The sequence below is a fragment of the Chitinophaga sp. YR627 genome, from assembly GCF_900114995.1.
Classification (GTDB): domain Bacteria; phylum Bacteroidota; class Bacteroidia; order Chitinophagales; family Chitinophagaceae; genus Chitinophaga.
Genome location: NZ_FOUX01000001.1, coordinates 322,001 through 344,905 on the forward strand (window position 1 = coordinate 322,001; position 22,905 = coordinate 344,905).

Annotated in this window: 21 protein-coding genes; 12 read left to right on the forward strand and 9 right to left on the reverse strand. The window is 45.1% G+C overall.

The features are described 5' to 3' along the window. Positions 1–37: 37 nt before the first annotated feature. On the reverse strand, positions 38–1,027 hold the full coding sequence (locus tag BMZ72_RS00915; RefSeq protein WP_089804340.1) for a hypothetical protein: 990 nt from the start codon (positions 1,025–1,027) through the stop codon (positions 38–40). 72 nt (positions 1,028–1,099) lie between these two features. Beyond that, a complete protein-coding gene (locus BMZ72_RS00920) occupies positions 1,100–1,474 on the reverse strand; it encodes a DUF7674 family protein (RefSeq protein WP_143087560.1) in 375 nt (124 codons plus the stop codon). A gap of 164 nt (positions 1,475–1,638) precedes the next feature. On the opposite strand from BMZ72_RS00920, the gene BMZ72_RS00925 reads away from it, so the two are divergent. Beyond that, positions 1,639–2,298, forward strand: a complete 660-nt coding sequence (locus BMZ72_RS00925) for a dihydrofolate reductase family protein (RefSeq protein WP_089804344.1) — start codon at positions 1,639–1,641, stop codon at positions 2,296–2,298. Between the two features lie 120 nt (positions 2,299–2,418). Here BMZ72_RS00925 and BMZ72_RS00930 read toward each other — a convergent pair whose 3' ends face one another. From BMZ72_RS00930 to BMZ72_RS00940, 3 genes are all read right to left on the reverse strand, one after another. Then, positions 2,419–3,315, reverse strand: coding sequence for a Ppx/GppA phosphatase family protein (locus tag BMZ72_RS00930; RefSeq protein WP_089804346.1), 897 nt, complete (start codon positions 3,313–3,315; stop codon positions 2,419–2,421). A gap of 45 nt (positions 3,316–3,360) precedes the next feature. After that, entirely contained in the window at positions 3,361–4,230 is an 870-nt protein-coding gene (locus BMZ72_RS00935; protein WP_317043479.1) for a hypothetical protein, read from the reverse strand. A gap of 143 nt (positions 4,231–4,373) precedes the next feature. Then, the gene (locus tag BMZ72_RS00940; RefSeq protein WP_089804349.1) at positions 4,374–6,851 is read right to left on the reverse strand and encodes a hypothetical protein; all 2,478 of its coding nucleotides are present in this window, start codon (positions 6,849–6,851) and stop codon (positions 4,374–4,376) included. A 165-nt stretch (positions 6,852–7,016) separates the two neighbouring features. Here BMZ72_RS00940 and BMZ72_RS00945 point away from each other — a divergent pair, with 165 nt between their 5' ends. Then, a complete protein-coding gene (locus tag BMZ72_RS00945; RefSeq protein ID WP_089804351.1) occupies positions 7,017–7,613 on the forward strand; it encodes a hypothetical protein in 597 nt (198 codons plus the stop codon). 100 nt (positions 7,614–7,713) lie between these two features. Here the strand turns inward: BMZ72_RS00945 and BMZ72_RS00950 are convergent, their stop codons facing one another. Continuing rightward, positions 7,714–8,277, reverse strand: coding sequence for a PhnA domain-containing protein (locus tag BMZ72_RS00950; protein ID WP_089804353.1), 564 nt, complete (start codon positions 8,275–8,277; stop codon positions 7,714–7,716). Positions 8,278–8,416: 139 nt separating this feature from the next. Continuing rightward, complete coding sequence (locus BMZ72_RS00955; protein WP_089804355.1) at positions 8,417–9,166, reverse strand: hypothetical protein; 750 nt, start codon at positions 9,164–9,166, stop codon at positions 8,417–8,419. Positions 9,167–9,617: 451 nt separating this feature from the next. Between BMZ72_RS00955 and BMZ72_RS00960 the strand changes: the two genes are divergently transcribed. After that, a complete protein-coding gene (locus BMZ72_RS00960; protein ID WP_089804357.1) occupies positions 9,618–10,502 on the forward strand; it encodes a sugar phosphate isomerase/epimerase family protein in 885 nt (294 codons plus the stop codon). Positions 10,503–10,957: 455 nt separating this feature from the next. Then, a complete protein-coding gene (locus tag BMZ72_RS00965; RefSeq protein WP_255373071.1) occupies positions 10,958–11,530 on the forward strand; it encodes a cold-shock protein in 573 nt (190 codons plus the stop codon). A gap of 124 nt (positions 11,531–11,654) precedes the next feature. Here BMZ72_RS00965 and BMZ72_RS00970 read toward each other — a convergent pair whose 3' ends face one another. Beyond that, positions 11,655–13,781, reverse strand: coding sequence for a hypothetical protein (locus BMZ72_RS00970; protein ID WP_089804359.1), 2,127 nt, complete (start codon positions 13,779–13,781; stop codon positions 11,655–11,657). A gap of 250 nt (positions 13,782–14,031) precedes the next feature. Here BMZ72_RS00970 and BMZ72_RS00975 point away from each other — a divergent pair, with 250 nt between their 5' ends. Continuing rightward, the gene (locus BMZ72_RS00975; RefSeq protein ID WP_089804360.1) at positions 14,032–14,565 is read left to right on the forward strand and encodes a hypothetical protein; all 534 of its coding nucleotides are present in this window, start codon (positions 14,032–14,034) and stop codon (positions 14,563–14,565) included. 20 nt (positions 14,566–14,585) lie between these two features. Then, entirely contained in the window at positions 14,586–14,930 is a 345-nt protein-coding gene (locus tag BMZ72_RS00980; protein ID WP_089804362.1) for a DUF488 domain-containing protein, read from the forward strand. Between the two features lie 120 nt (positions 14,931–15,050). Here the strand turns inward: BMZ72_RS00980 and BMZ72_RS00985 are convergent, their stop codons facing one another. Further along, positions 15,051–15,995 carry a hypothetical protein gene (locus BMZ72_RS00985; RefSeq protein ID WP_089804364.1) on the reverse strand — a complete coding sequence of 315 codons (945 nt, stop codon included), beginning with the start codon at positions 15,993–15,995 and terminating at the stop codon, positions 15,051–15,053. A 185-nt stretch (positions 15,996–16,180) separates the two neighbouring features. On the opposite strand from BMZ72_RS00985, the gene BMZ72_RS00990 reads away from it, so the two are divergent. From BMZ72_RS00990 to mgrA, 6 genes are all read left to right on the forward strand, one after another. After that, entirely contained in the window at positions 16,181–17,386 is a 1,206-nt protein-coding gene (locus BMZ72_RS00990) for a sensor histidine kinase (protein ID WP_177222642.1), read from the forward strand. A 3-nt stretch (positions 17,387–17,389) separates the two neighbouring features. Continuing rightward, complete coding sequence (locus tag BMZ72_RS00995) at positions 17,390–18,136, forward strand: LytR/AlgR family response regulator transcription factor (RefSeq protein ID WP_089804368.1); 747 nt, start codon at positions 17,390–17,392, stop codon at positions 18,134–18,136. Between the two features lie 54 nt (positions 18,137–18,190). Further along, positions 18,191–18,595, forward strand: a complete 405-nt coding sequence (locus BMZ72_RS01000; protein WP_089804369.1) for a hypothetical protein — start codon at positions 18,191–18,193, stop codon at positions 18,593–18,595. A 234-nt stretch (positions 18,596–18,829) separates the two neighbouring features. Further along, positions 18,830–20,872: a S9 family peptidase gene (locus BMZ72_RS01005; protein ID WP_255373072.1), complete on the forward strand. Its 2,043-nt coding sequence runs from the start codon at positions 18,830–18,832 to the stop codon at positions 20,870–20,872. A gap of 52 nt (positions 20,873–20,924) precedes the next feature. Further along, complete coding sequence (locus tag BMZ72_RS01010) at positions 20,925–21,683, forward strand: response regulator transcription factor (RefSeq protein ID WP_089804371.1); 759 nt, start codon at positions 20,925–20,927, stop codon at positions 21,681–21,683. A gap of 86 nt (positions 21,684–21,769) precedes the next feature. Next, complete coding sequence (mgrA, locus tag BMZ72_RS01015) at positions 21,770–22,804, forward strand: L-glyceraldehyde 3-phosphate reductase (RefSeq protein WP_089804373.1); 1,035 nt, start codon at positions 21,770–21,772, stop codon at positions 22,802–22,804. Positions 22,805–22,905: the final 101 nt, after the last annotated feature.

Genomic DNA, 22,905 nt, shown 5'->3' on the forward strand with positions numbered 1-22,905 from the left:
ATGACGAATGCCCCTTCTTTATATAACAGGTAATTTCCTATCTCATAATACTATTCACTTCCTGAATAAAGCGTTCGATCTTCTGTGTATTTCTGAAAGACGCCAATACCACTGCTTTCTCTTTATTCTCTCCCGGTTTCTGAAAATACATATGTACTTCTGTACCGGAATAAAGTCCATTGTAGGTCTTTCGCACGGTCTGGAAAGTCACAAAGTGTTCAAACGGATGCTGAAGATTGCCCAGTCTGATCGGGCTTTTTCTTTCAATCATACGGGTGCCGGTATTGAAGGTCACTTTTGTGAAAGCAGCTGCGATCAATAGTACGCCGAATACGATAGGACCAGCGGTCATGAGTATTTTACCGATCGGGTTCAGGTCTTTCATCCAGGCAGCAGATGTACATTCATGAATACCGAGGGCAAAACAGGCTACACCAAATATCAGCAGACCGATCTTGCTTGTTTTCAGGGTGTATACACCACCATCAGGGATGAAGTACTTAAAGTCCGTAATTGCCTCCAGCTTTTCCTGTGGCAGGGGATCTGCTGCATCGAGGAACTGATGGATCAATGGAACGACTTCGTTACTGAATGCAGTAGCATTCCTGTCAGTGTCTTTGCTGTATCCTGAAGAAAGCGTAATACCGCGGCCATATTTATGGGCTTTGGTAAAGAGGCGGAAGCTAAAGCCACCATATCCCTGGGTGACGATATTGACGCCCTGTAACTTGTTGAAGGGGATATTCCTGACAGGAATAAAACCAAACAACATTTTCTTCATCACACCATTCGTACGGTCGAATACGATATACGTAAAACCACCAAGAAAGAACAGGGCAAGTGTGATGAACAGGAATGATGCAACAGGGCCTGTTCCAACAATGTTTTGCTCGCCCATCGCCCGGAAGGCGATAAATAGTCCGGCGAAGATCAGGGCTAATACGCCTGCTAAAATAAAAAGGAGGCCAAAGGGTTGGATAATGATCCTGTCGGATTCAATTTTCCAGCGGGTTTTTGTGATAGACATAAAGATGGTTTAAACGAACATTACTTACGTAAAGATATATTTTATAGTTTGATAATACTACCGGCGAGGGCTTTAGAAGGTCTGGTACCGCTTATCTATCTGTTTTACAGCGTCTTCGCCGAGTCTGAATACCAGCAGGTCCCGTATCTGCATATAAATGCTTCTTTTGACCCACCTGGGCATTTCCTGAAGGGTTATTGCATGGTCTCCGAGATGCTCGTAAAAACTAACTCCTGCTGCATTCCAGAGGTCTTTTTCCCGCTGACTGAAACACCATTCTGCAAAAGCGTAACAGCTTTTTAGTTTTGCGGTATCCTTTTGCTGATGGGCAATTTTTGTGGCGGCCAACAGGTCGATGAATGCGCCATAGATAGAGGTCCCCGGATCCTGCAGTTCGGTCCTGTTTTCGGGCATACATTCAATGGCTTTTCTTCTCCAAACACTCATTTGTACATATTGTTTTATGGGGTATACGCGGTGCAAAGATATAATAATATGCGTTATTATGCATATGTCCGCCTGAGTCGTAAAATGCCTGTAGCGGGTCTCAATCACCCCGCATCCGATATCTCGCTATCCGGTAGCTTTGTACCATAAATAATCACACTGTTATGAGAAAGATCATCGTTACTATGTTTATGACTATGGATGGCGTATTACAGGCTCCCGGTGGATCAGATGAAGATACTTCCAATGGTTTTGAATGGGGAGGCTGGTCCTTTCCTTATGGAGACGACCTGACAGACCAGAAACTGGCAAAGATCATGTCGGAACCATTTGACCTGTTGTTAGGCAGACGGACGTATGAAATATTTGCCGCTTATTGGCCTCATCATGGGGATCATCCGATAGGGGAGATGTTTAACCGTATTCAGAAATATGTGGTGGGTACGACACCGGTTGACCTGTCCTGGGCCAATTCGACACTAATCAGTGAAAATGTTGCAGATGAACTAAAGCAACTTAGAAACGGAGATGGTCCGGCGTTATTGGTACATGGTAGCAGCCGGCTTGTACAAACATTGCTGGCGGAGCACCTGATCGATGAACTGCATATGTGGATACACCCGATCACGTTGGGAAAAGGCAAGCAATTATTCCAGGAAGGAACAAACCCGCAGCAATGGAAACTGGTAGAAACGCTGATAGGTACCAAAGGCATGATCATAGCGAGTTATGTGCCGGATGGAGAAGTACAGACGGCCTCCATACCAGATGGTGAACTCAATGCCGCTGAAATTGCCAGAAGAGAGAAACACGCAAAGGCCTGATATATTGGTAGTCTGCAAGCCCGTAGGATGCTGTCTTGCAGATTGCCTGTCCGATAGTAGTACTTACTTTGAATGGAGCGTCGCCACTGCTGCTGCGCAGCGAACAAATGCTGACTTCCCCTATAATGAATACAATATGCCCATTTTCAGGTCATATGTGGACAGGCTGAGTGCATTTATCCTGATCTCTTCCAGGATGTAGTTAGTGAGAATGGCAGCGATAACGATCATGTCTACCCTTAATGAGATCAGTCCTTTCATGTGGGTCCTTTCTTCATGGGTAGAAGCGATGAGCTGTGATGCCAGCACTTTGTAACGCGTGAGATCCAGGGGCATGGCTGCTATACCGGTGATTTCTTCTCCGTCATTCAGCATGGCGGCGAATGACTCAAAAGCACCGGCAGAACCGATCAGCATCTCAGGATGATGTGCGGCACAGACTGTTTTCAGTTCCTGCAATGTATTGTCGAGCAGGTCAATGATAGACTGCTGTTCCCCCTGACTCATCGGATCGGAGTGGAAATAGGCCTGCATCAGACGGGCTGCGCCAATATTATAGCTCTTCTTCCAGATCTGTCCTTCTTTATTACAGAGAATAAATTCGGTGCTGCCACCGCCGATATCCATGACCAGCGAGGTTTGCTGAATGATGCCTGTGGCGCGTACGCCATTAAAAATATAGGCAGCTTCTTCCTCTCCCGTGATGATATCGATATGGATACCGATTTCCTTTGCACTGTCAACAAAGTCCTGTCCATTTACCGCACTTCTTACGGCTGATGTGGCAGTAGCTTTTATCAGTGTAGTTGCATGCGCGTCGATGATACTTTTGAAGTTTTTCAGGGTATTGATCCCTCTTTCGAAAGCCTCGGGAATGATCATGTTTTCGTTGATACGGCCCTGGCCCAATAAAACCGGAACAGTGGTTTTATACAGGATCTTTTTCTCCTGACCGGAAAGATCAGCGATGATCAGATGGAAGGTATTCGTACCGAGGTCAATGACAGCCGCTCTCATGTGATGGATCAGTTTATGGTAAAGCTATTGATTAGTTTTTGTTTGTCAGGCAGATAGCTGCAGTGTAGCGATGGTTTCTTCCAGTTTCATCCGCCAGGTAGGGTGGATGGTGGTATCATTGGCCGATTGTTTATGCAGCTTTTTGAGATCGGGCAGAAACTCTCTGGTACCCAGTTCTGTAATAGCTTCAAACAACAATGTACCTGCGTCGCCCTGCTGTAGTTCTCTGCGGATAAGGTCCGGTACACGGAGGTCTTTCCGGACTGCCAGTCCGACGATCGCTTCCATACGCGTATCCTCATTCGCATCATTTGTTCTGGCCCAGAGGGCTTCACGAATGGCTTTATTATTTCTGTTGATCTGTGAGCCGAGTGCAAAAGTGGCCCAGTCGCGGATATCATTGTCCTTATCGGCGGAGAACGTGATCATTGTATCGATAGCGGCAGGTGTATCTACGCCTTTAAGTGCACAGGCAACACCGAAACGTACGACCGCAGAACGATGTGTTTTTAGTGCGGCCAGTTTTTCAGCGCCTTTATTATCCATTCCTGTATTGTTGTGACCGATAGCATGCAACAGGGATTCCAGTACTTTCAGGTCGGTCTCTTTTGGCAGGATACGGAGGTACAATGCAAGTGTCTCAGCCTGATAGGGACGTTCGGCGCCGCCTAGCTGTGAAAGGACATCTATCCCTATTCGTCTTTCGCGTTGTACCTGTGATCTGGTCAGCGTAGCACAACGTTTAAATACGGTCTTTTCCGGGCGGGAACACAATGTTTTGATATTATCCCAGTAGGTGCGGGTGGACTGGTTATTTATTAACCGTTCGAACAATTTATCGTTTGTCCAGTCATTTCGGCTCATTCGCAGGAGGTTGTTTGGACTGCGAAGGTACTGGACTTTTATTTTGTTTATATAGTTAAAAAGGGGTAAATTATAAGTAGTGAAATATGCGTTATTCCGTACTTAGACTATACTTATCTACCCTTAGTGCTGCCTTCACAACGTAGCACTAAGGGTAGATAAGTATAGTCAGACTATAGAAAACGCCTGATTAATTATTCTTCATCCGGGACGGAAGTATCTGAAGTTTCCCTGATTACATCATATTTCTCGCACCAGTCTATCCAGAACCCCACATCAGGGTGCAAAGGCGCAATATTTTCTTCTCCACGGAACGTATGAGAAGCACCCGCTTTAAGGATCAGCCAGGATTTAAAATCATCGATCCATTCCTGCCAGAAAGCGATATCACCACGCTCGTTATACACGTAGTTCCATAATAACGGCGCCCTGTCACGCAACAGGTGCAGCGCTTCGGTGTTATTTTCTTTGGCTATGGCGAGCATGGCAGCGGCTACTTGTTTCAATGACGCTTCTTCTTTTTCATCTGCGGTAGTGAAATATTTGGCGTTGATACCTAATGCCTGCATTCGATCTGTGGCCAGCTCTATTTCGTCGATATTCATGCCGGCAAGTATATAGGATCTGGTACCTATATCCAGTCGCAGTAAGGCGCCGTTGACGGAAAGCAGTTCTTCGTTCACGCTGCAGATAAAGGCCCTGTCGATCGGTTTGTTCGCATAACTTTCATCCAGTTCCGGACTGTAGCCCCAGGTGTATTCAGTGACGATATTCAGTTCATCGCTTTTTTCTGCCAGTGGGCCACTTGTAGAGACCTCAGTGATCAGGCCATTGGCGATCAGACCATCCAGCAATGCTACCCTGTGTATCGATTCAGGACTTTCCGCCAGACCACGTTCTTCACTGTTTTCAGCGAATGTAATGTACACGTAGGCAAAAGGGAAGAGGGCGCCATGTATTACGCGCGTAAATATTTCATTGGCAATGCCACGGAACTCCTCATCATCCTGGTCATTTCTGAACATCCAGATCAGCGCCCAGAGTTCTTCATTATTGATGACTTTGATGTGCCTGTTATTCCAGCGTACTTTTCGTAAAATGATTGACTCAACAGCTGTAAACTCTTCTGAGATCCAGCTTCTCCATTTAGGTTGTGCCCGTACCCATTCCTCGTCGGCACCTTTCACCAGTGTGCTGATAGTTTCATCTTCTTCCATGTACCACATCAGGTAGCGGCCCTTTTCGCTGTTGATCGCGATCAGGGATGAAGCCACAGGGTCGCCGTCTTCGTCGATATAACCACCTCTGTCTACGGTAATATACCAGTCGTCTTCACTGAAGGCAAAGGTGTGAGACTGAGGCCCGAACAGGGGGATATTCATCAGATTGGCCAGGTCTTCTTTGGTAACGATCTTACGTGAAGACTGTTCCTTCAGCAAAGGTTTTCCTTCGCGGATTACACTGTAATACACAAACCATTCTTCCTCATCGAACAGATCATCGATCAGTTTTTCTTTGATGATATCCTTATCATCGTCATCAGTAAAATCGAGGACCTTTACGCCGGCCAGGTGCGTGAAATAGAAATGATAATCGTCATTGATCACTACCGGACACCATACATAGTCCTTCGCGTACATTTCGCCGTGGTTGTAGATACCCATGATCATCTCTTCCACGTCGACATAACCGGTGATGTAGATGAGTTGTCCGCCAACGCACATGTTCTTCGCCTTCAGGTTACCCAATACGATAAGTGAGGTAGCGCCATCTGTATCTTCACTGATGATACTGCCTTTTACGATCAGATCACCAACGACGATGATACCCATGTACGCTTCGGTTACCAGGTCCAGTTCGTCGAGGATAGTTCTGCCTTCGTACAGGAGGAATTTTTCCTTTTCCAGTTCCTGTTCGGGTTGTTTTTCAGCGATGGCAAAAGGATACTCTTCATACTCACATTCCAGGTGCTGGATGAGGGGCTTGATCTCTGCCCAGGTAGCCACCCTGGCGACAGGGTTATTCTCAGCAGAGAAATTGCCTACTTGTTCTTTGAAGACAGGGGCCTGGTCCTGCAATTTTTTCAGCAGACGAACATCACCGGCAAAGAGGTAGTCATTTTCATCCAGCAGTTCGTTCGCCACTTCGGGTAACAGGATTTCCCGCCAGTCTGTGTAGTCAGCGCCCTTAATATGCCATCCGCGGCAATAGGTAGTGGCGTTGGTCTTACCGTAGATGGAAATACCATGATCGTCTACCACCAGCAGTCTTGTATTCAGATCACCGTCAATTTCAAGCGTACCGTGGTTGTAAAATGCGACGAGTGTTTCTGTGATATTGGCATCACCAGCGATCAGTATTTCTGCACATCCGGAAGCCAGTGTATGACAGCTCAGGGATCCTTTGATCTGCAGGAAACAGGAATAGGTGTCAAGTTCGTAGTCAATGATAGTGCCGTTAACTTTGAGGTTGCCATTAACAATGATACCGGCTACATTTTCTTCGTAATAGAGGTCGTACAGGTCAATCGGGTCATTCAGTACAGTATCTCCCTCGTAAATTCTTACAATCAACTCTTCTGATTCTTCCAGGAGTGATTCGAAGTCGGCGGCCAGGGAGTTTAACAATTCTTGCGCTATTGCGTCTTTGAGCAACAATGTTTTGAAGTTCACAGGATAAAAGTTTAATCGTGGGAGTGAAGATAGGGAGAAAGTTGATAGGTAGTATTAGCGAAAATCAGGGATATGGAAGATAGTTTACTTACTTTTACAGGATATACATTTAACGTAGCAGATTAATACATTTTAACAGTGAACCGCTTTTCTTTAGGGCTAACAATGCCTTATATACTTTATTCTATCCGGACTGATGCTTTTCAGCAACCCATGAAGAAACTGACCCTGCCTGCGCTGTGGGCAGAGACGAAGCAGTTTTTACAGGATTTTACAACCGCTGCAACGGATCAACCGGAACGGATCGTGCTGGATATCTATCCTGCTTTTGATCTTAGACAACTGGGGCCGCAGCTTGCTGGTGTAACGGGGATAACAGGCACAAGCGGCACCGGAAATTTATGGACTATTGAAAATAGTAAACTGGAGCAGGCGATAGCGGGGCTGGAGGCAATACAGGAGCATCTGACCATACAGCCCCCCAAAATGGAACTGCGTATTTTATATAAATTTTATCTGAAGCATAAAGATAACGGTGTTCTCCCTAGACAGGAACTGCAGTCCTCCCTGGAATTGTCTTTTTCAAAGCGGCATCATTGTTCACCGATCTTATTTTTTCCGTTTAGCGACAGTACGCCTGATTTCTGGGCTTACCTCGATACAATAAAACCTTCTTTGCCTTTTGAGCTGAAGGAGGATTTCCTCCGGAAGATGTTTCTAAAGGACGGAAATCCGGGAACGATGAAAAAAATAAAAAGATAAAAGACTGTTGAGGGATGGAGGATATTTTGCCTGTAGTTTTGTTAAAAAAAAGCCCCGCGATAATCGCAGGGCCGTATTAGTATACAGTCAAACATTATGCCTACGATTTGCGCACATATTTCGTCAGGATCACGATGGTCTGATCATTAATCTTTCCTTCTATCTGTTCCACATTATCCGGTACCAGTTTGATCCTTCTCACGATCGTTCCTTTTGGCGCCATAAAATTGGCTCCTTTCACGTTCAGGCCCTGTGTCAGTACAACGGTATCGCCATGCAGCAATTCTGTGCCATTGCTGTCACGGTGTAATTCTTTTACCTGAAATGCGCTTAACGCCCAGTTACTGACAACTTCGTCCAGTTCAACAGTATCTATGATCTCAGATGCCCATTCCTGGTCTTTGTGTTTGTAAAGCAGTCTGTAACTCAATGCCTGTACGCTGGGTTCTGCGTTCCAGATACTTCCTGCGAGACAATGCCAGTGCATAACGGCATCCGGATTTTCCATGGCATCAGCGCAGGTCTGACAGATAGCCACTTCATTTTCAATGACGTCATTATTTTTAGGGCTCACTGCGAAGGCGATTACCGCTTCTTCAGTGGTACAAAGTTCACAGGTACCGTTGCTACGGTCTTTTAAGGCAGGCGTAATAGTTGTGCTCATTTCAATGAATTGCGGTAAGAAAGCCGCAAAGTTAGCGATAAGGGCGGGGATATGACATACTTAATATCTATATCAGAACTGTCAAATATCATTTTTTGGATGCGGGAGGAACCAGTAGCGCGTATAGGATTGTAAGGTTTTACATCACAAAATCCCCCCAGAACTTCACTTTTCTTACCGCTGACTGGTCCTCATACAGGAAGCTGGTTTTATACTCTTCGTTCAATACCCATTCCCACTGTTCATTTTCTACATCGTATCTGCGATGACGTATATCGAGGTGTTCGTTAAACTCGTGCAGCAGGTATTTTCTGAGGTCCAGGCCATAGCAGACGATATCTGCTCCCCATACAGACAGCACGGGTTTTCTTTCCAGGGTGGCATCTGATACGAGGTAACGGTGACCGGTTAAAGGGATGACTTTAGGGGCCGTGTTATATAGTTCGGTGAATATGTTTGTTCTGTCTTCGTCACTGTCAGGTCTTTCTCCCCATGTCCTGTTATGCCAGAAACCCATACGCAGTACATCGTCCAGAATGGTGTTATAAGGGAAGTTTAGTTTTAAACGGATGGCTTCTTCATCTTCCAGCCAGTTAAACAGGAACGGCTGCTCGTAGTAATCGCCGCCGGCATTGTATACTCTTTCCTTACGGTCGATGGTATGTAAGATCCTCAGAAATGCCCTATGTTCCGGTGTAAAGACTACGGCGTACTTTTCCTGTACATGGTCTATCTGTTCTTCAGTCATACCGATCCATTTTGCGCCCTGTATCCATTCCGGACATAATTTTTCTTCAGGTGAAGCATCTCTGTCCTTGTTCCAGTATGTTTCTGTATGTTTCTTAAACCAGTGAAAGAATTCCGTATAATCTGTTGGAATGAGTTGCATTTAATGAGTTCTGATTAAGCGTATATTTTATCTTCATTGATCTTATAAGCTGACATCTGCAGGATCAGAAATAGCGTTTATGCATTTCATGATGACCTGTCTGCAGACGGGGTATGTTCCAGTGGGCCGCATCCTTTGCGGGTCCTTAGAAAGAAAGAACCCGCGTAAGTGAATACGCGGGTTCTTTCTTTCTAAGTGAGAGAGTGGTATGCAGCCACTACGAGTCACTCGTTTATAAAGGATTTTACAGCTTAAAGTAATTTCCGGCCACTATTCAGTCTACCTTCTGAGCTAAGAATAAAAGATCATTTGCGGCTAAAATGCCGGGCGGCAAAGATATAATATACATTACAGACTGCAAACAGATTTTGGCCGATGTGGGTAACTAATCACATATCTTGCATAATATCACAAATACTGTTATCTTCCGCATCTAGTAAATCGAATAATAATGCATTCAAGAAGATCATTTCTCAAACAGGCGGGTCTCGCTACTGCAAGCGTTTTGTTGTTACCTTCACTGGCTAGTTTTGCCGGTTCAGGTAAGGTAAAGAAAGTGGGTATCCAACTGTATACGCTGCGTGATTTGCTGCCTAAGGACGTAAAAGGTGTTATCGGACAGATCGCAGCTGCCGGTTATAAAGAGGTTGAAACTTATGGTTATAACCCACAATCCGGATTCTGGGGACTGTCTCCTAAAGCGTTCAAAGCCCTGCTGAAGGCAAACGGACTGACCGCCATCAGTGGTCACGTAAGTATCGACAAATTCATAAAAGACGGTGATACTGCTGATCTGAAAGCCAATATTGAGGCATTAAAGATCATCGGTGCTGAATACCTTGTAGTGCCCTGGCTGGGAGAGGAGCTGCGTAGTAGTGCTGACGACTATAAAAAGATAGCTGCAAAGCTCAATCAGGCGGCTGAACTGTGTAAAGCTGCGGGATTGAAAGTGGCATATCACAACCATGATTTTGAATTCACGAAGTATGGTGATACTACCGGTTATGACATCCTGCTGGCAGAAACATCGCCTAAGCTGGTGAAATTCGAACTGGACCTCTACTGGGCTGTACATTCCGGTAATGATCCGGTTGCTTTATTCGAAAAACATCCGGGCAGATTCCCAATGTGGCACGTGAAAGATATGGACAAGGTGAACCGCGACCAGAATACGGAAGTAGGTAAGGGTAGTATCGATTACAAACGCATCTTCGCCAAAGCATCCACTTCCGGCATGAAGCATTTCTTCGTTGAACACGAGAATAACTACAAGCCGGACGAAATCGGGTCTATTAAGGAGAGCTTCCAGTATATTCAGAAGAATTTGTTGTCCTAAGGACATCTCAACAGGCTTATTACTATACATTTATGCGGGTCCGCCCTGTGGTGTCTGACACTACAGGGCGGATTCTTCATTTAGTACCCTTACTCAATACTTCATACTTTCTGACTTAAATTAGATTAAAAATCGTACCTTCAATGAATATCAGGCTATTGCCTAGGCTTCTTCTGATTTAGGATTATTCTTTTTTCTTCTTCAGTCTGCGCTTTTCCAGCTGCCTTTTCACGTACTAAAACGTAGTAATGAGGACTATTTACGTGGTAATTCAGGTAGCCAGACTACAGAAAGTACTTATCTAACAGCATCTTTACTACGGTCATTAAGACCAGGCTCCATGAAGAAAGGGCAGGTATGTGTATTATTTGGTCTGTCACCAGGAGAATACGGATAACGTGTATATGATTTTATTTATATGTTGATAGCTGTCGCGCAGTGTAAATATGTTATTTGTGCAGCATGCAATTCAATATATCTGCAAAAAGTATCATGAGATAGCAACTGATAATCGTTATTATATTATTTCATCAGGCCGTAGAATGGCCGTCTGCGATATTGCAGGATCATTAAACCAGAAAAATATGAGTGAGTCCTTTTCCAAAAAAGAGTTAAGAAATAAAAAAGCTAAGGCTAAACAAGACAAAGCCCAGAGAAAAGAAGAGCGAAAAGCCAACAATAGTAAAGGCAAATCGCTGGAAGACATGTTGGCTTACGTAGATGAAAACGGTAATCTCAGCCCGGTCCCGCCAAGTGGCAATGCAGGAGAGATCGCTTTGAGTGATATTAATATTGGAGCAACTCCCCGACCGGAAGAAGATCCCACAAGAACAGGAGTAGTTTCTTTTTTTAACCTTTCCAAAGGATTTGGATTCATCAATGATGATAGTTCGAAAGAGAGCGTGTTCTTTCACATGAATCAGTTAGCGCATCCTGTAAAGGAGAAAGACAGAGTTTCTTTCCTGCGTGAAAAAGGTCCACGTGGATTTAATGCGATCAACGTTACGAAGATCACCACCGCCAAATAGTAGTTCTTTAAACAAAACGAAAGTTTTGTTTAAATGCATGGAATATAATTCATATCCGACTGAGATTAACAGCCGGATATGAAATTATGTAAATACCTATTGTTCTTATCATCCCCAGCCAGCCTTATTCAGGCTCTGCAATCCCCAGAAAGATCACCACCCCATCTCCACCAGGATTATCAACCACATCAATAACCGCTGAAGGTTTCCAGTTATTCATACACCACAGATTGCCCGCACCGTCTATATTGGTAGAGGTTAAGCGCATAATAGGCTGATGACACCGCATCCTTACATCGACCTTTGAAGGTTTTCCATCCACAACGACCGGTCTGGTCTGTGTGCCATATAAAGGATGCCCGTTTGCCAGTGTTACTTCTGCACCACCCGTCGGCACCGTCAGGAGTCTGGCTGTTTCAGGGCGTTCCGGATCTCGCAGCATCGTAACACCAAAAGATCCTTTTATATCGAGCGTTTCATCATTGGCATAATCAGCCTTTTCATGGCCGAAATTGGCCAGAAAGACGCTCTGGTGCTGATCGATCCTGACGCCCCAGGGTGCATACGTATTAATGTCATAGTATCCTTTCACATGAGAAAGATCATTACTAAGGATGGTCGCCCTGCTACTGGCAACGCCTACAACGATGACTTCTCCCTTCGCATTTACAGTAACCTGCCGTAAGGACTCAAATCCTCTCTGGTCGTTCTGCGTACTGTAATAATCGCTGAACCACGCGTTTTTAACTACCAGCTTTTTGCCCTCCAGTGCCACTTTATAGACAGCGGACAGCGCACAATTGCCGGGATTGTCCTTATCATAGTTCCCGATACACGAAACGTAGGCGTTGCCTGCATGGTCAGGTGTTACATCAAAGATCTTGAGATAAGGGGTACGGGTCAGTTCGGGTTCAGACAGGAAGTGCTTTTTGACAGGAAACTGATCACAGATCACAACGTTTTCTGCGGAAGGATCCCCATTCAGGTATACCACAACCGCACTTGGCTGACTTTCAAACGGGTATACGCCTGTTTTGGCAGGTGCAAACGGGTCCTGGCAGCCGACAGAAGCCATCCAGAGATTACCGGCTTTGTCATATTCCATACCCTGCACACGGGAAAGGCCGAGGGTATAGCCATTCGGCGGACTCACCGGTTTACCGTCTTTATAGTGGAACCGGGAAATGCTCCCTTCCTGTGGGTTATTCAGTTCCGGCCCCCAGCCGAAATTACCAAAGGAGATCAGTTGTTTGTCCGGACTTACTGCCACTCCAAAGGCAACGCCAAGCAATCCGCCTCCCTGTACAGGAGAGAAGCTGGCTGGTGTTGCGTCGTATTTATACACCGGACAATGGGTGCCGGAGAGCGCACTACCCGCCCTGAAGTTGTTTGCTATCCAGGCATTGTCATCTGCATCAAATACCACAAATGCAGCGCCGGCAGGAATGAAATTCTTTGCTCCGGAGGAATTGGCTTTTAATGTGAGCGTCCATTGATCCGGGGCCTTTTTGTCTGCCGGTACATGCATGGACGTAAGAGAATCTGGATAGACTTCTTTCTTATCTGCCAGCATGTGATAGATCTCCGCCGCATGCGTACAGGGATCATACAGCATGTTCCGGAGTGCCTGGAGGAAATTGTGATTAGGCCTGTCTTTTTCATGCCAGGCATAGTCCAGGAACTGATCGTAAAAGCGCTTGTCCCCATGCGTCTTTTCATTGATCAGACAGTAGTAGAACAGGTTACAGAGCGAATTGAACATCGGGTAGCTGTTCGTCTCAAAACCGTTAGGGGAGTTTTTGATCATCTCTGCAATACCTCCCCCCGTCTGATAAAACTGCTGCTTCATCCCATAGGCGATCTTCATGTTCCGTTCCGTACCACGCATATGTACCCAGCCTTCATCTCCAACGGTGGTCATACGGGCGAACGTATAGACGGATGCGATAGCAGATTCCGGACAAATCACTACGGAATGTGGGACAGATGGCAGGTGAAAGGTGGCCAGCAGGGTAATCGGCCTGTCTTTTACTGTGTGTGCTGTATTGTTGTGCCGGTAGCTGTGTATGGACACGGTGACAACAAAATAAGCGGCGCTGTTTGTATCAATGTCAGCGTGGAAATTGTTACCATTAAAAGCAGTCTTATGATGGGAGGGCTGTCCATCGATAGCATGCACAATCTCATAAGTTCCTGAAGTGATCTCAACGTCTTTAACGTTCACTTCAAATTGAACGGTTTTGGTAGTCATAGTATATGCTTAGAGGTGTATAAAAACGGGATTTAAACATTCACATCAGACAAACAAAAGGGGCGATAAACCTGATCCGGCTGTTTTGAGGGTATCGGACCGGATTTCCGGCAGCTAAATATAATCTTTATCTTTGTAACAACTTTCCCCCAAAATACGGGTATCCCTCAAACCGATCGTCATATCTTATTAAACTCCAGGACCACAACGTTTTTTCTGCAGCATTTATCTGTACTTCTAAATATTGGTTATGAAAAAGAACTTTTACCTGTTGCTGCTGCTCCTGTTGTTCTTTTATATAAGTCCGCTGGGGGCTAAACACCTTTTCATCAGGGTATTTGATCAACATGGTTACTTAATCGCCAAAGGAAACTTCTACGCTGCTACAGACAGCTCTGTACAACTCCGGCGTGGCGAGAGACCGGTTGAGGTACTGGTAAGGGATATCGGTACCATTAAAACAAAACGATCTTTCGGGCATCCAATCTTAATAGGCGGGATCATAGGCACATTGTCGGGCGCTATAACAGGGTTGGCCGCACACGAGTCGCTTAACAGCGGCAGTGACTATTTCGACCTGGAGACTTCTGTAGGGGAAGATATGGCGGGTGTAGCCCTTGCGGGAGCTGTTGTGGGCGGGGTGATAGGCACCATTGTTGCGGCAACACAGAAAAGAACAGTGCTGATCGTGAATGGAAATATCAATGAATGGCAGCAGCAAAGAAAAACGCTGGATGCCATGCAGGCAAAGCTGATGGAGGAACGCGTACCTGGCCGACGATAAGCGCCAATAAAGCTGTTACTATGAAGATCGCTGTCAAAAGAATTTATGAACCTGCCGCTTCGGATGATGGATACCGTATCCTGGTAGACCGCTTATGGCCACGAGGTATTAAAAAAGAGGCTGCCGGGATTGACGAGTGGTGTAAAGAGGTAGCTCCTTCTGCGAAGTTAAGGACCTGGTTTGGTCATGACCCGGAGAAGTGGATTGAATTTAAAAAGAAATATAAAGACGAGTTAAAGGATAACACCGCCTGGAAAGAACTACAGGAACTGGTGCAGACGAAGCGTAAGATCACGCTTTTATATGGCGCCAGAGATGAAGCACACAACCAGGCGGTGGTATTGGCAGATTTACTGCGCAGGTAATATTTGAAAAAACCAGTGTAAATATTATAACGACAACCTGGCAGGGATCGGGCAAAAGTAAAAGGACAGGTGAAGTACCTGTCCTTTTACTTTTATAGCTTATCGATGTGGTGGTATTGATCAGGCTTCTGCTGTTGCTTTGGATGGCTTTGCATGTGTCTGTGCCACCAGTGTTACCAGTTCAGGAATAACGTAGCTCAGGCACACACCAATATTGTAAGCGGCGGTGAAATTCTGTGCTTCTGTTTTTACATTGCCATTGGCGTCTTTTCCGTTCACATCATCTGCAAAATGTCCCACCCGGTCAGTAATACCGGAGATAAAGAAGAATGGGGCATCACATAAGAGGCGGATAACGCCATGTGTGGTTTCTACAGAGCCAACCGGTAATGTATTGCCGGTGTCAGCCAGTTGCTGTAACCCGCTTTCATCAGAATTGGCATAATCGGCGTAATTGGTAATATTCACAACACTGACGCCAATATTGTCTTTATCTGATAGTACGCTGATATTGGCGGAAGGATTCAGGTAAGGTTTGAGTAAACGCTGTTCTATCAGCTGGATCGTATTGGTATCAAACTGGAAGAGGGCAGGATTTACCGTAGAATGCAGCACTTTTTCAAAATTAGCAGGATCATCCCATACGCTCTCCGGATTCTGTCCGTCAGGATGATAGTTGTGGATGAAGATATTGCTGCCCAGTACTACACAACCATTGTTATTACCACCATTCAGACCGAGGGCTGCAGTACCCAGCGCTACCACGATATCTGGTTTTTCAGAGCGGTAAGCCAGGATCTTCGGCAGGCATTCATGTTTACCCTGGGAACTGGAGGGATTCCATTTGGCATCCATAATGTCCTGTATACACCAGAGTTCAATGGTCGTCTGACGGAATGAATCCCATACCGCCCGGGGCTTTGCAGTGCCTTGTGCAAAAGTCCATGGGTAGTGGAGCTGTGTCGGATTGGGAAGGGCCACAGGACGGATCCTTACATTCAACAGGGCATTTAAAATAGGTTCTACTTCCCAGGATTTGTTACCAATTAATACAATCCTTTTCATAATGTAGTTTTAGATCGTTAGTGAATAGAAGAGAATATGGTCGCAATAATTCAGGAGCTAATGGTTTTTGAGGTGCGGGGTATTCCCGCATATTAACAGCAAAAAGAGCAAAAGGTTAAAACTTATCTTGTTATAGGGGTTTTATAGCATCCGTACGGATAAAAATGGCAGGAATCAGGTTGTTGATGTCAGTAATCCGCCTGTTGTTGCAGAATACTTTACCGGCAACAGCAGATGGCCTAATATTGCATCGTAAATGTGCATGTAACGACGCGCTCAAAGGAGCATCAGCAGCTACTACTATTTACAGAAAGATCTATATGAACATAAAAGATATTGGCATGTTGACGCCTGTCAGGAAACACTGGCGGCAGATATTGATCATCCTGGCGATTTATACGACCTGGAGTGTGGCGGTATTCCTGTTTCTGATCGGACTACAGGGGCCGGAAACGACCATCAGACAATTTGGTGGCAGCCAGGCTGTTTATTTCAACTTTGGTCATTCGATTATCAAAGGGACCATCGTTTATTATATCCTGATCTATCACCTGGCGCTACCGGTAGTACAAACCAGGAAATGGAAAAAAGCACTGGTACAGTGTCTGTTGTTTCTGGTATTGCTGACAGTATATGAGTATTTCTGGAATTTCAAAACGGGTAATCCCAACATCGGAGAAGGTGCGCACATTTCGGTACGTACTTTTCTGATCACCGCGGTCATCCTGGATGTCATAATGGTGATGATGTCTGTTTATTTTGCCACGCTGATAACATCCAATGAAATGCACCGGCGAAAAGAGGAACTGGAGAAGCAGAAGTTGCAGGCAGAACTTTCAGCTATCCGCTATCAGATCAATCCGCATTTCCTGTTTAACTCGCTCAGTTTTATCTACACAAAGGCGTTGAAAACGAGTCCGGAAGCCGCACACGCAGTACACCTGTTGTCAGAGATCATGAGCTATGCCCTGGATGACTGGGGAGAACTGGGAACAGTGCCGCTAACGCTGGAAGTGGATCATATGAAGAAGGTGATAGAAATGAACCAGATCCGGTTTAATCATATGCTGCATATCAGATACCAGGAGCATGTGGAAGAAGGGGATGTACATGTGCCTACGCTGGCTCTCGTGACGCTTGTAGAGAATGCATTCAAGCACGGTGATCTGAATGATGAACAGCACCAGGTGTGTATTGAGCTGAACGTGACTAAAAGCAGGATCTGTTTCAGGGTGAGTAATAAGAAAAAGAAAGGCCCGAAAGAACCATCCAAAGGTATTGGTCTGAGTAATGTACAGCAGCGTTTACAACTGATGTACGGCGCGAAGCAATCTTTTGTTATTAAAGAAGACGAAAATTTTTATTCAAACGAGATCATCATTAACCTTTAAGTCATGATCAATTGTATTGTTGTAGATGATGAAGCGCATGCAATAGAATTGCTGACACTGCATATTGAGCAAACGCCTTTTCTGAAACTGGCAGGTACGGCTACGAATCCTGTGGAGGCATTGCAGCTGCTAAATCAGACGGAAGTAGACCTCATTTTCCTGGATATTCAGATGCCGGGTATGTCAGGGATAGAACTGTTGCAATTGCTGAACGAAAAGTATAAGGTGATATTGACCACAGCTTTCAGAGAGTATGCGCTGGATGGATATGATCATAATGTGGTGGATTACCTGTTAAAGCCTATTTTCTTTCCCCGTTTTCTGAAAGCAGTACAGCGGGCACAGGAAGCGATAGCAAGTCCTAAAAAGGAAACAGATGATTTTATACTGGTCAAGACAGAGTATAAGGGAAAACTGCTGAAAATAAATGTGAACGACATCATTTATATCGAAGGGAAGGGACGGTATGTTTGTTTTCATACCCGTGAGAAAGAGCAGGTGATGGCACAGCTGAATATCGGCAGCTTAGAGGAGAAACTACCTGGTGACCGCTTTCTGCGCATCCATAAGTCTTTCATCATCGCAGTTCCTTTCATCATTATGATCCATGGTAATATGGTACACCTGGAGTTTACTGAAGACCAGATCCCTATCGGACAAACCTACCGCGACGGTTTTATGGGACAAATGCTGGACAAGGTGATCACCAATAAAAACAAAGAAGACTCAGACCCGGGAGAGTCTGTTTAATATAGCAAGCAATAAATTATTTAAAAACCAAACAATCAGTTTACAACTCAAAAAATGAAAAAGTTATCATTATTTAAATCAGGTGTAGTGCTCATGCTTTCATTACTTACAGCATGTTCAGGACCTGCTTATCTTGGTAAAACCTATACGCCAACACAGAATGTCGATATTTATCTGGATGCAGCTGATGTGAAAAAGCCGTATGAAGTAATGGGTACATCAGATGTTGGGCAGGGGTTTAGTTCGCTGAACGCGGTACAGGAGAAGGTCATCAATCTGGGCAAAGGCAAGGGCGCAGATGGTGTGATCATGAAACTGACGGAGGAAGTGACAGGTAGCCAGAAAAGTGATTTTGGCTCCATTGAGAATGGCAAGAAGAACAATACCTATACCGGCGGTTCCGTAACGAACAATATCAAGGTGAAAAAGGTGCAGGCCACTTTTATCAAGTATAAGTAATCTTCCATTTCTTAAGATTAACCTGTTATAACCTCCAGCTATTCCCTGCCAGATCTGCAACTAAATACAGGGTATCGGGGCCCCATCCTGTAATCATCACTCAGCTTTCTTTTATATAAATACTTTTTTCAGAAAAGCTTCTGGAAAAGAATGGACTTTTATTGGTCGGTATGAAGGAGATCTGGTAGGGTTTTGTGAATGTGATTCTTAATCGAGAATAAACCCAAAAGATATTTGAAACAGCAACTTGTTCTTTTAATAATAGGTACGTTTAGTATAGTCATCAGTAGTGCTCAGATATCCCGTCAACCGGGATCAACCAGGCCGGGTAATCCGGCTCTGGTTTCTTCTGAGAGAGAGTTACAGGAATTGATCGATGCGTCAATAGGGAACTACAGGTATAATGTAGAAGACTATTTTGCGCATCCACAATCATCAGATTTTCAGCTATCGCCTGATGGCCGGTATATTTCCTTCAGAGAACGTGATGAACATGGTAAAAGTAATGTGATGGTCAGAGACGTGAGTACGGGTAAAACTGCCTGTGCCCTCAAAGAAACAGAGCATGTTATCATCGGATATGGCTGGGCATCAGATAGCCGGCTGTTATATATGATGGATAATGGCGGTAATGAGAACTATCACTTATATGCCGTGAATACAGACGGTTCGGATAATATGGACCTGACGCCTTACGAAGGTGTACGGGCCACGATATTAAAACGTTTGCCAGAGCATAGAGACTTCATCATTGTTTCTATGAACAAAGACAATCCGCAGAATTTCGAGCCTTATAAAATCAACGTTAACACAGGTGAACTGGTCAGGTTGTATGAGAATGACGATCTGACCAACCCTGTGAATGGGTATGATTTTGATAAGGATGGCAACCTTCGGGCATTCTCCAGAATGCATAACGGGACGGAAATGCAGTACTTCTATAAATCAAAAGATGCGAAGGATTACACACTGGTAAAGACCACTCCCTGGTACAATAAATTTGTGATCTTATCCTTTAACTATGCATCCGCCAATCCGGATGAAGCCTATGTGCTGACGAACCTTGAGGCAGATAAAGCACGTATCGTGCTCTATGACCTGAAAGCAGGAAAGATCATCAGAGAAGTGTATGCCGACAAAGACTATGATGTGTCCAGCCTTGCTTTATCGCGAAAGCGGAACTGGGAAATTGATTACATAGATTATGAAGGAGAGCAGCATGTTATTAAACCGGTCAGTAAACATTTCAACAGCATCTATAAAAAGTTAAAGCACCAGTTTAAAGGTTATCAGTTCCAGATTGCTGCACAGACCGAAAATGAAGATCAGTACCTGGTGAAAGTGAGCAGCGATCGTTTATACGGCAGATTTTATCATTTTGATGCAAAGACGGGTAAGATCGCGCTCCTGTGTGATCTGATGCCACAGCTGAAGGAGGAGGATATGGCGGTGATGCGCCCGATTACCTTTAAATCGTTGGATGGACTAACGATACATGGGTATATCACACTACCTCCAGGTGCTTCAAAAAGGAAGAAAGTCCCGCTGATTGTCAATCCGCATGGCGGCCCTCATGGTATCCGTGATACCTGGGGCTTTAATCCGGAGGCCCAGTTGTTTGCCAGCAGAGGTTATGCCACTTTGCATATCAACTTCCGTATGTCTGACGGATACGGACTGAACTTTTTCCGTGCAGGGTTTAAGCAAACCGGTCGTAAGATCATGGATGACCTGGAAGACGGGGTGCATTATGTCATTAACAAGGGTTGGGCTGACCGGGACAATATCGGTATTTATGGTGGTAGTCATGGTGGATACGCTACATTGATGGGACTGATCAAAACGCCTTATCTGTATAAGGCAGGGGTGGACTATGTAGGGATCTCCAACATCTTTACCTTTTTTGACGCTTTTCCGGTGTACTGGAAACCTTTAAAAGATATGCTGAAGGATATCTGGTATGACCTGGATGATCCGGAGGAAGCAAAGATCGCGCGGGCCGTTTCTCCTATCTATCATACGGATAAGATCAACGCGTCCCTGTTTGTTGTACAGGGGGCTAATGATCCCAGGGTAAATATCCTGGAGTCTGACCGGATCGTAGAGGCTGTACGAAAAAGGGGCGTTGAGGTGCCTTATATGGTGAAATATGATGAAGGGCATGGCTTTCAGAAAGAAGCGAATCAGCTTGTCTTTTATAAGGCGATGCTGGGTTTCTTCAGTTTGCATTTCAACAGGCCCGCCCCGATCATCCTGGATGACTGGGATGTGTATTAAATTTGTAAAACCCTACACTACAGTGTAAATTTAGGGCTGTTTAAAGCTTTAAATGAAAAATAATCCCCATTCAGGCCTCCTGACAAAGAACAAGCTGGGTGAAATTCCGGAAACGGGTATACAGGATCAGCATTATCTGGAAGTGGTGAAGGCTTTTGCCCGTCTGACCTACGAGAGTGTATACCTGATCGATTATACGGATATGTCATTTGAGTATGTCTCAGACAATCCCCTGTTCCTGTGTGGTCTCTCTGCGGAAGAAGTGTTACAGCTGGGGTATGAATTTTACTTCCGGCATGTGCCTGAAAAGGACCTGGCACTATTGACCCTGATCAATGAGGTGGGGTTTGACTTTTATGCCAATGTACCTGTTGCTGAAAGAAAAGACTTTAGTATTACGTATGATTTTCACATTGTTAATAAAGAAGGTAAACATATTCTGATCAATCACAAGTTGACGCCGCTTTTTCTGAGTCCTGAAGGAAAGATGTGGAAAGCCATGTGTGTTGTGTCACTGTCTCATCACCAGACCGCAGGTAATGCGCGCATCTACAGACAGAATTCGGGGGAGACGTGGGAGCTGAATGTGGCAGCGAAAGCCTGGCGTAAGTCAGAAAAACCTATGCTCACGGAAAGGGAAGTGGAAGTGTTGCGGCTACATGCCCAGGGGCTCAGTATTAACCAGATCGCAGAAAAGATCTTTGTTGCGCCTGATACTGTCAAATATTACCGGCGACGGATCTTTGATCGGCTGGAAGTCAGCAATGTAGTAGAGGCGCTGGCTTATGCTGTTAATGCGAAGCTTATTTAGGAAGTACGGCTATCCGGAAAAATAGGTAGCATATATGGCGGGAAAATAGTAAAATAGGCCCCGAAAACTGATCAAAAAGAATAAACATGAAATGGACACCTAAAGACGATCGCTACGATCATATGTTATATAATCGCTGCGGGAACAGCGGTTTGCAGTTACCTGCTATTTCGCTGGGGCTCTGGCATAACTTCGGAGATGATGTTGCACATGGCCGCAAAGTAGAAATATGCACAACTGCTTTTGACCTGGGTATTACGCATTTTGACCTGGCCAATAACTATGGTCCGCAGCCAGGTAGCGCAGAAATCGCCTTTGGTAAAATACTCAGGGAAGAGTTTGCTGGTCTGCGGGATGAACTGGTGATTTCCTCAAAAGCAGGTTACCGTATGTGGCCGGGTCCATATGGCGAATGGGGCAGCAGGAAATATGTTATCTCCAGCTGTGATCAGTCCCTGAAAAGAATGGGCGTAGACTATGTCGACATTTTCTATTCGCACCGCTATGATCCCAATACGCCGCTGGAAGAAACCATGCTGGCGCTGGACCAGCTTGTCCGCGCAGGTAAGGCTTTGTATGTAGGGGTGTCGTCTTATAATACCGCAAGAACAAAAGAGGCATACGCTATTCTGAAGTCGCTGGGTACACCTTTCATTATCCATCAGCCAAGTTATTCGATGTTAAACAGATGGGTGGAAACGGATGGCCTTTTGGATACCTTAACTGACACCGGACTGGGTTCCATCGTGTTTTCACCATTGGCACAGGGTATGCTGACAGATAAATATCTGAAAGAGATTCCGGCTGACAGCAGGGCGAGTCAGGGTAAGTCATTACAACAGGGTTTCCTGAGTGAGGAGAATATGCAGAATATCAAAGCACTGAATGATATTGCAAAAGGACGTAATCAGACATTAGCACAGATGGCGATCTCCTGGGTACTGAGACAAAAAGCGGTAACGTCCGCATTGATCGGGGCCAGCAAGCCGCAGCAGGTGATTGATTGTGTAGGTGCGTTAAAGAATATCACATTTACAGATGCGGAGCTGAAAGAGATCGATAAATATGCACAGAACGGGCATATTAATATCTGGAGCCAGTCCGCAGAGATCGATAACTAACACAAAAGAACGCTCATTGGTCTCCCGGATAGACAGGATATTGGCTTGAAGCGATAAAAGGAGACCCGTCAGCATAAAAATAAATGCCCGATACCAACATG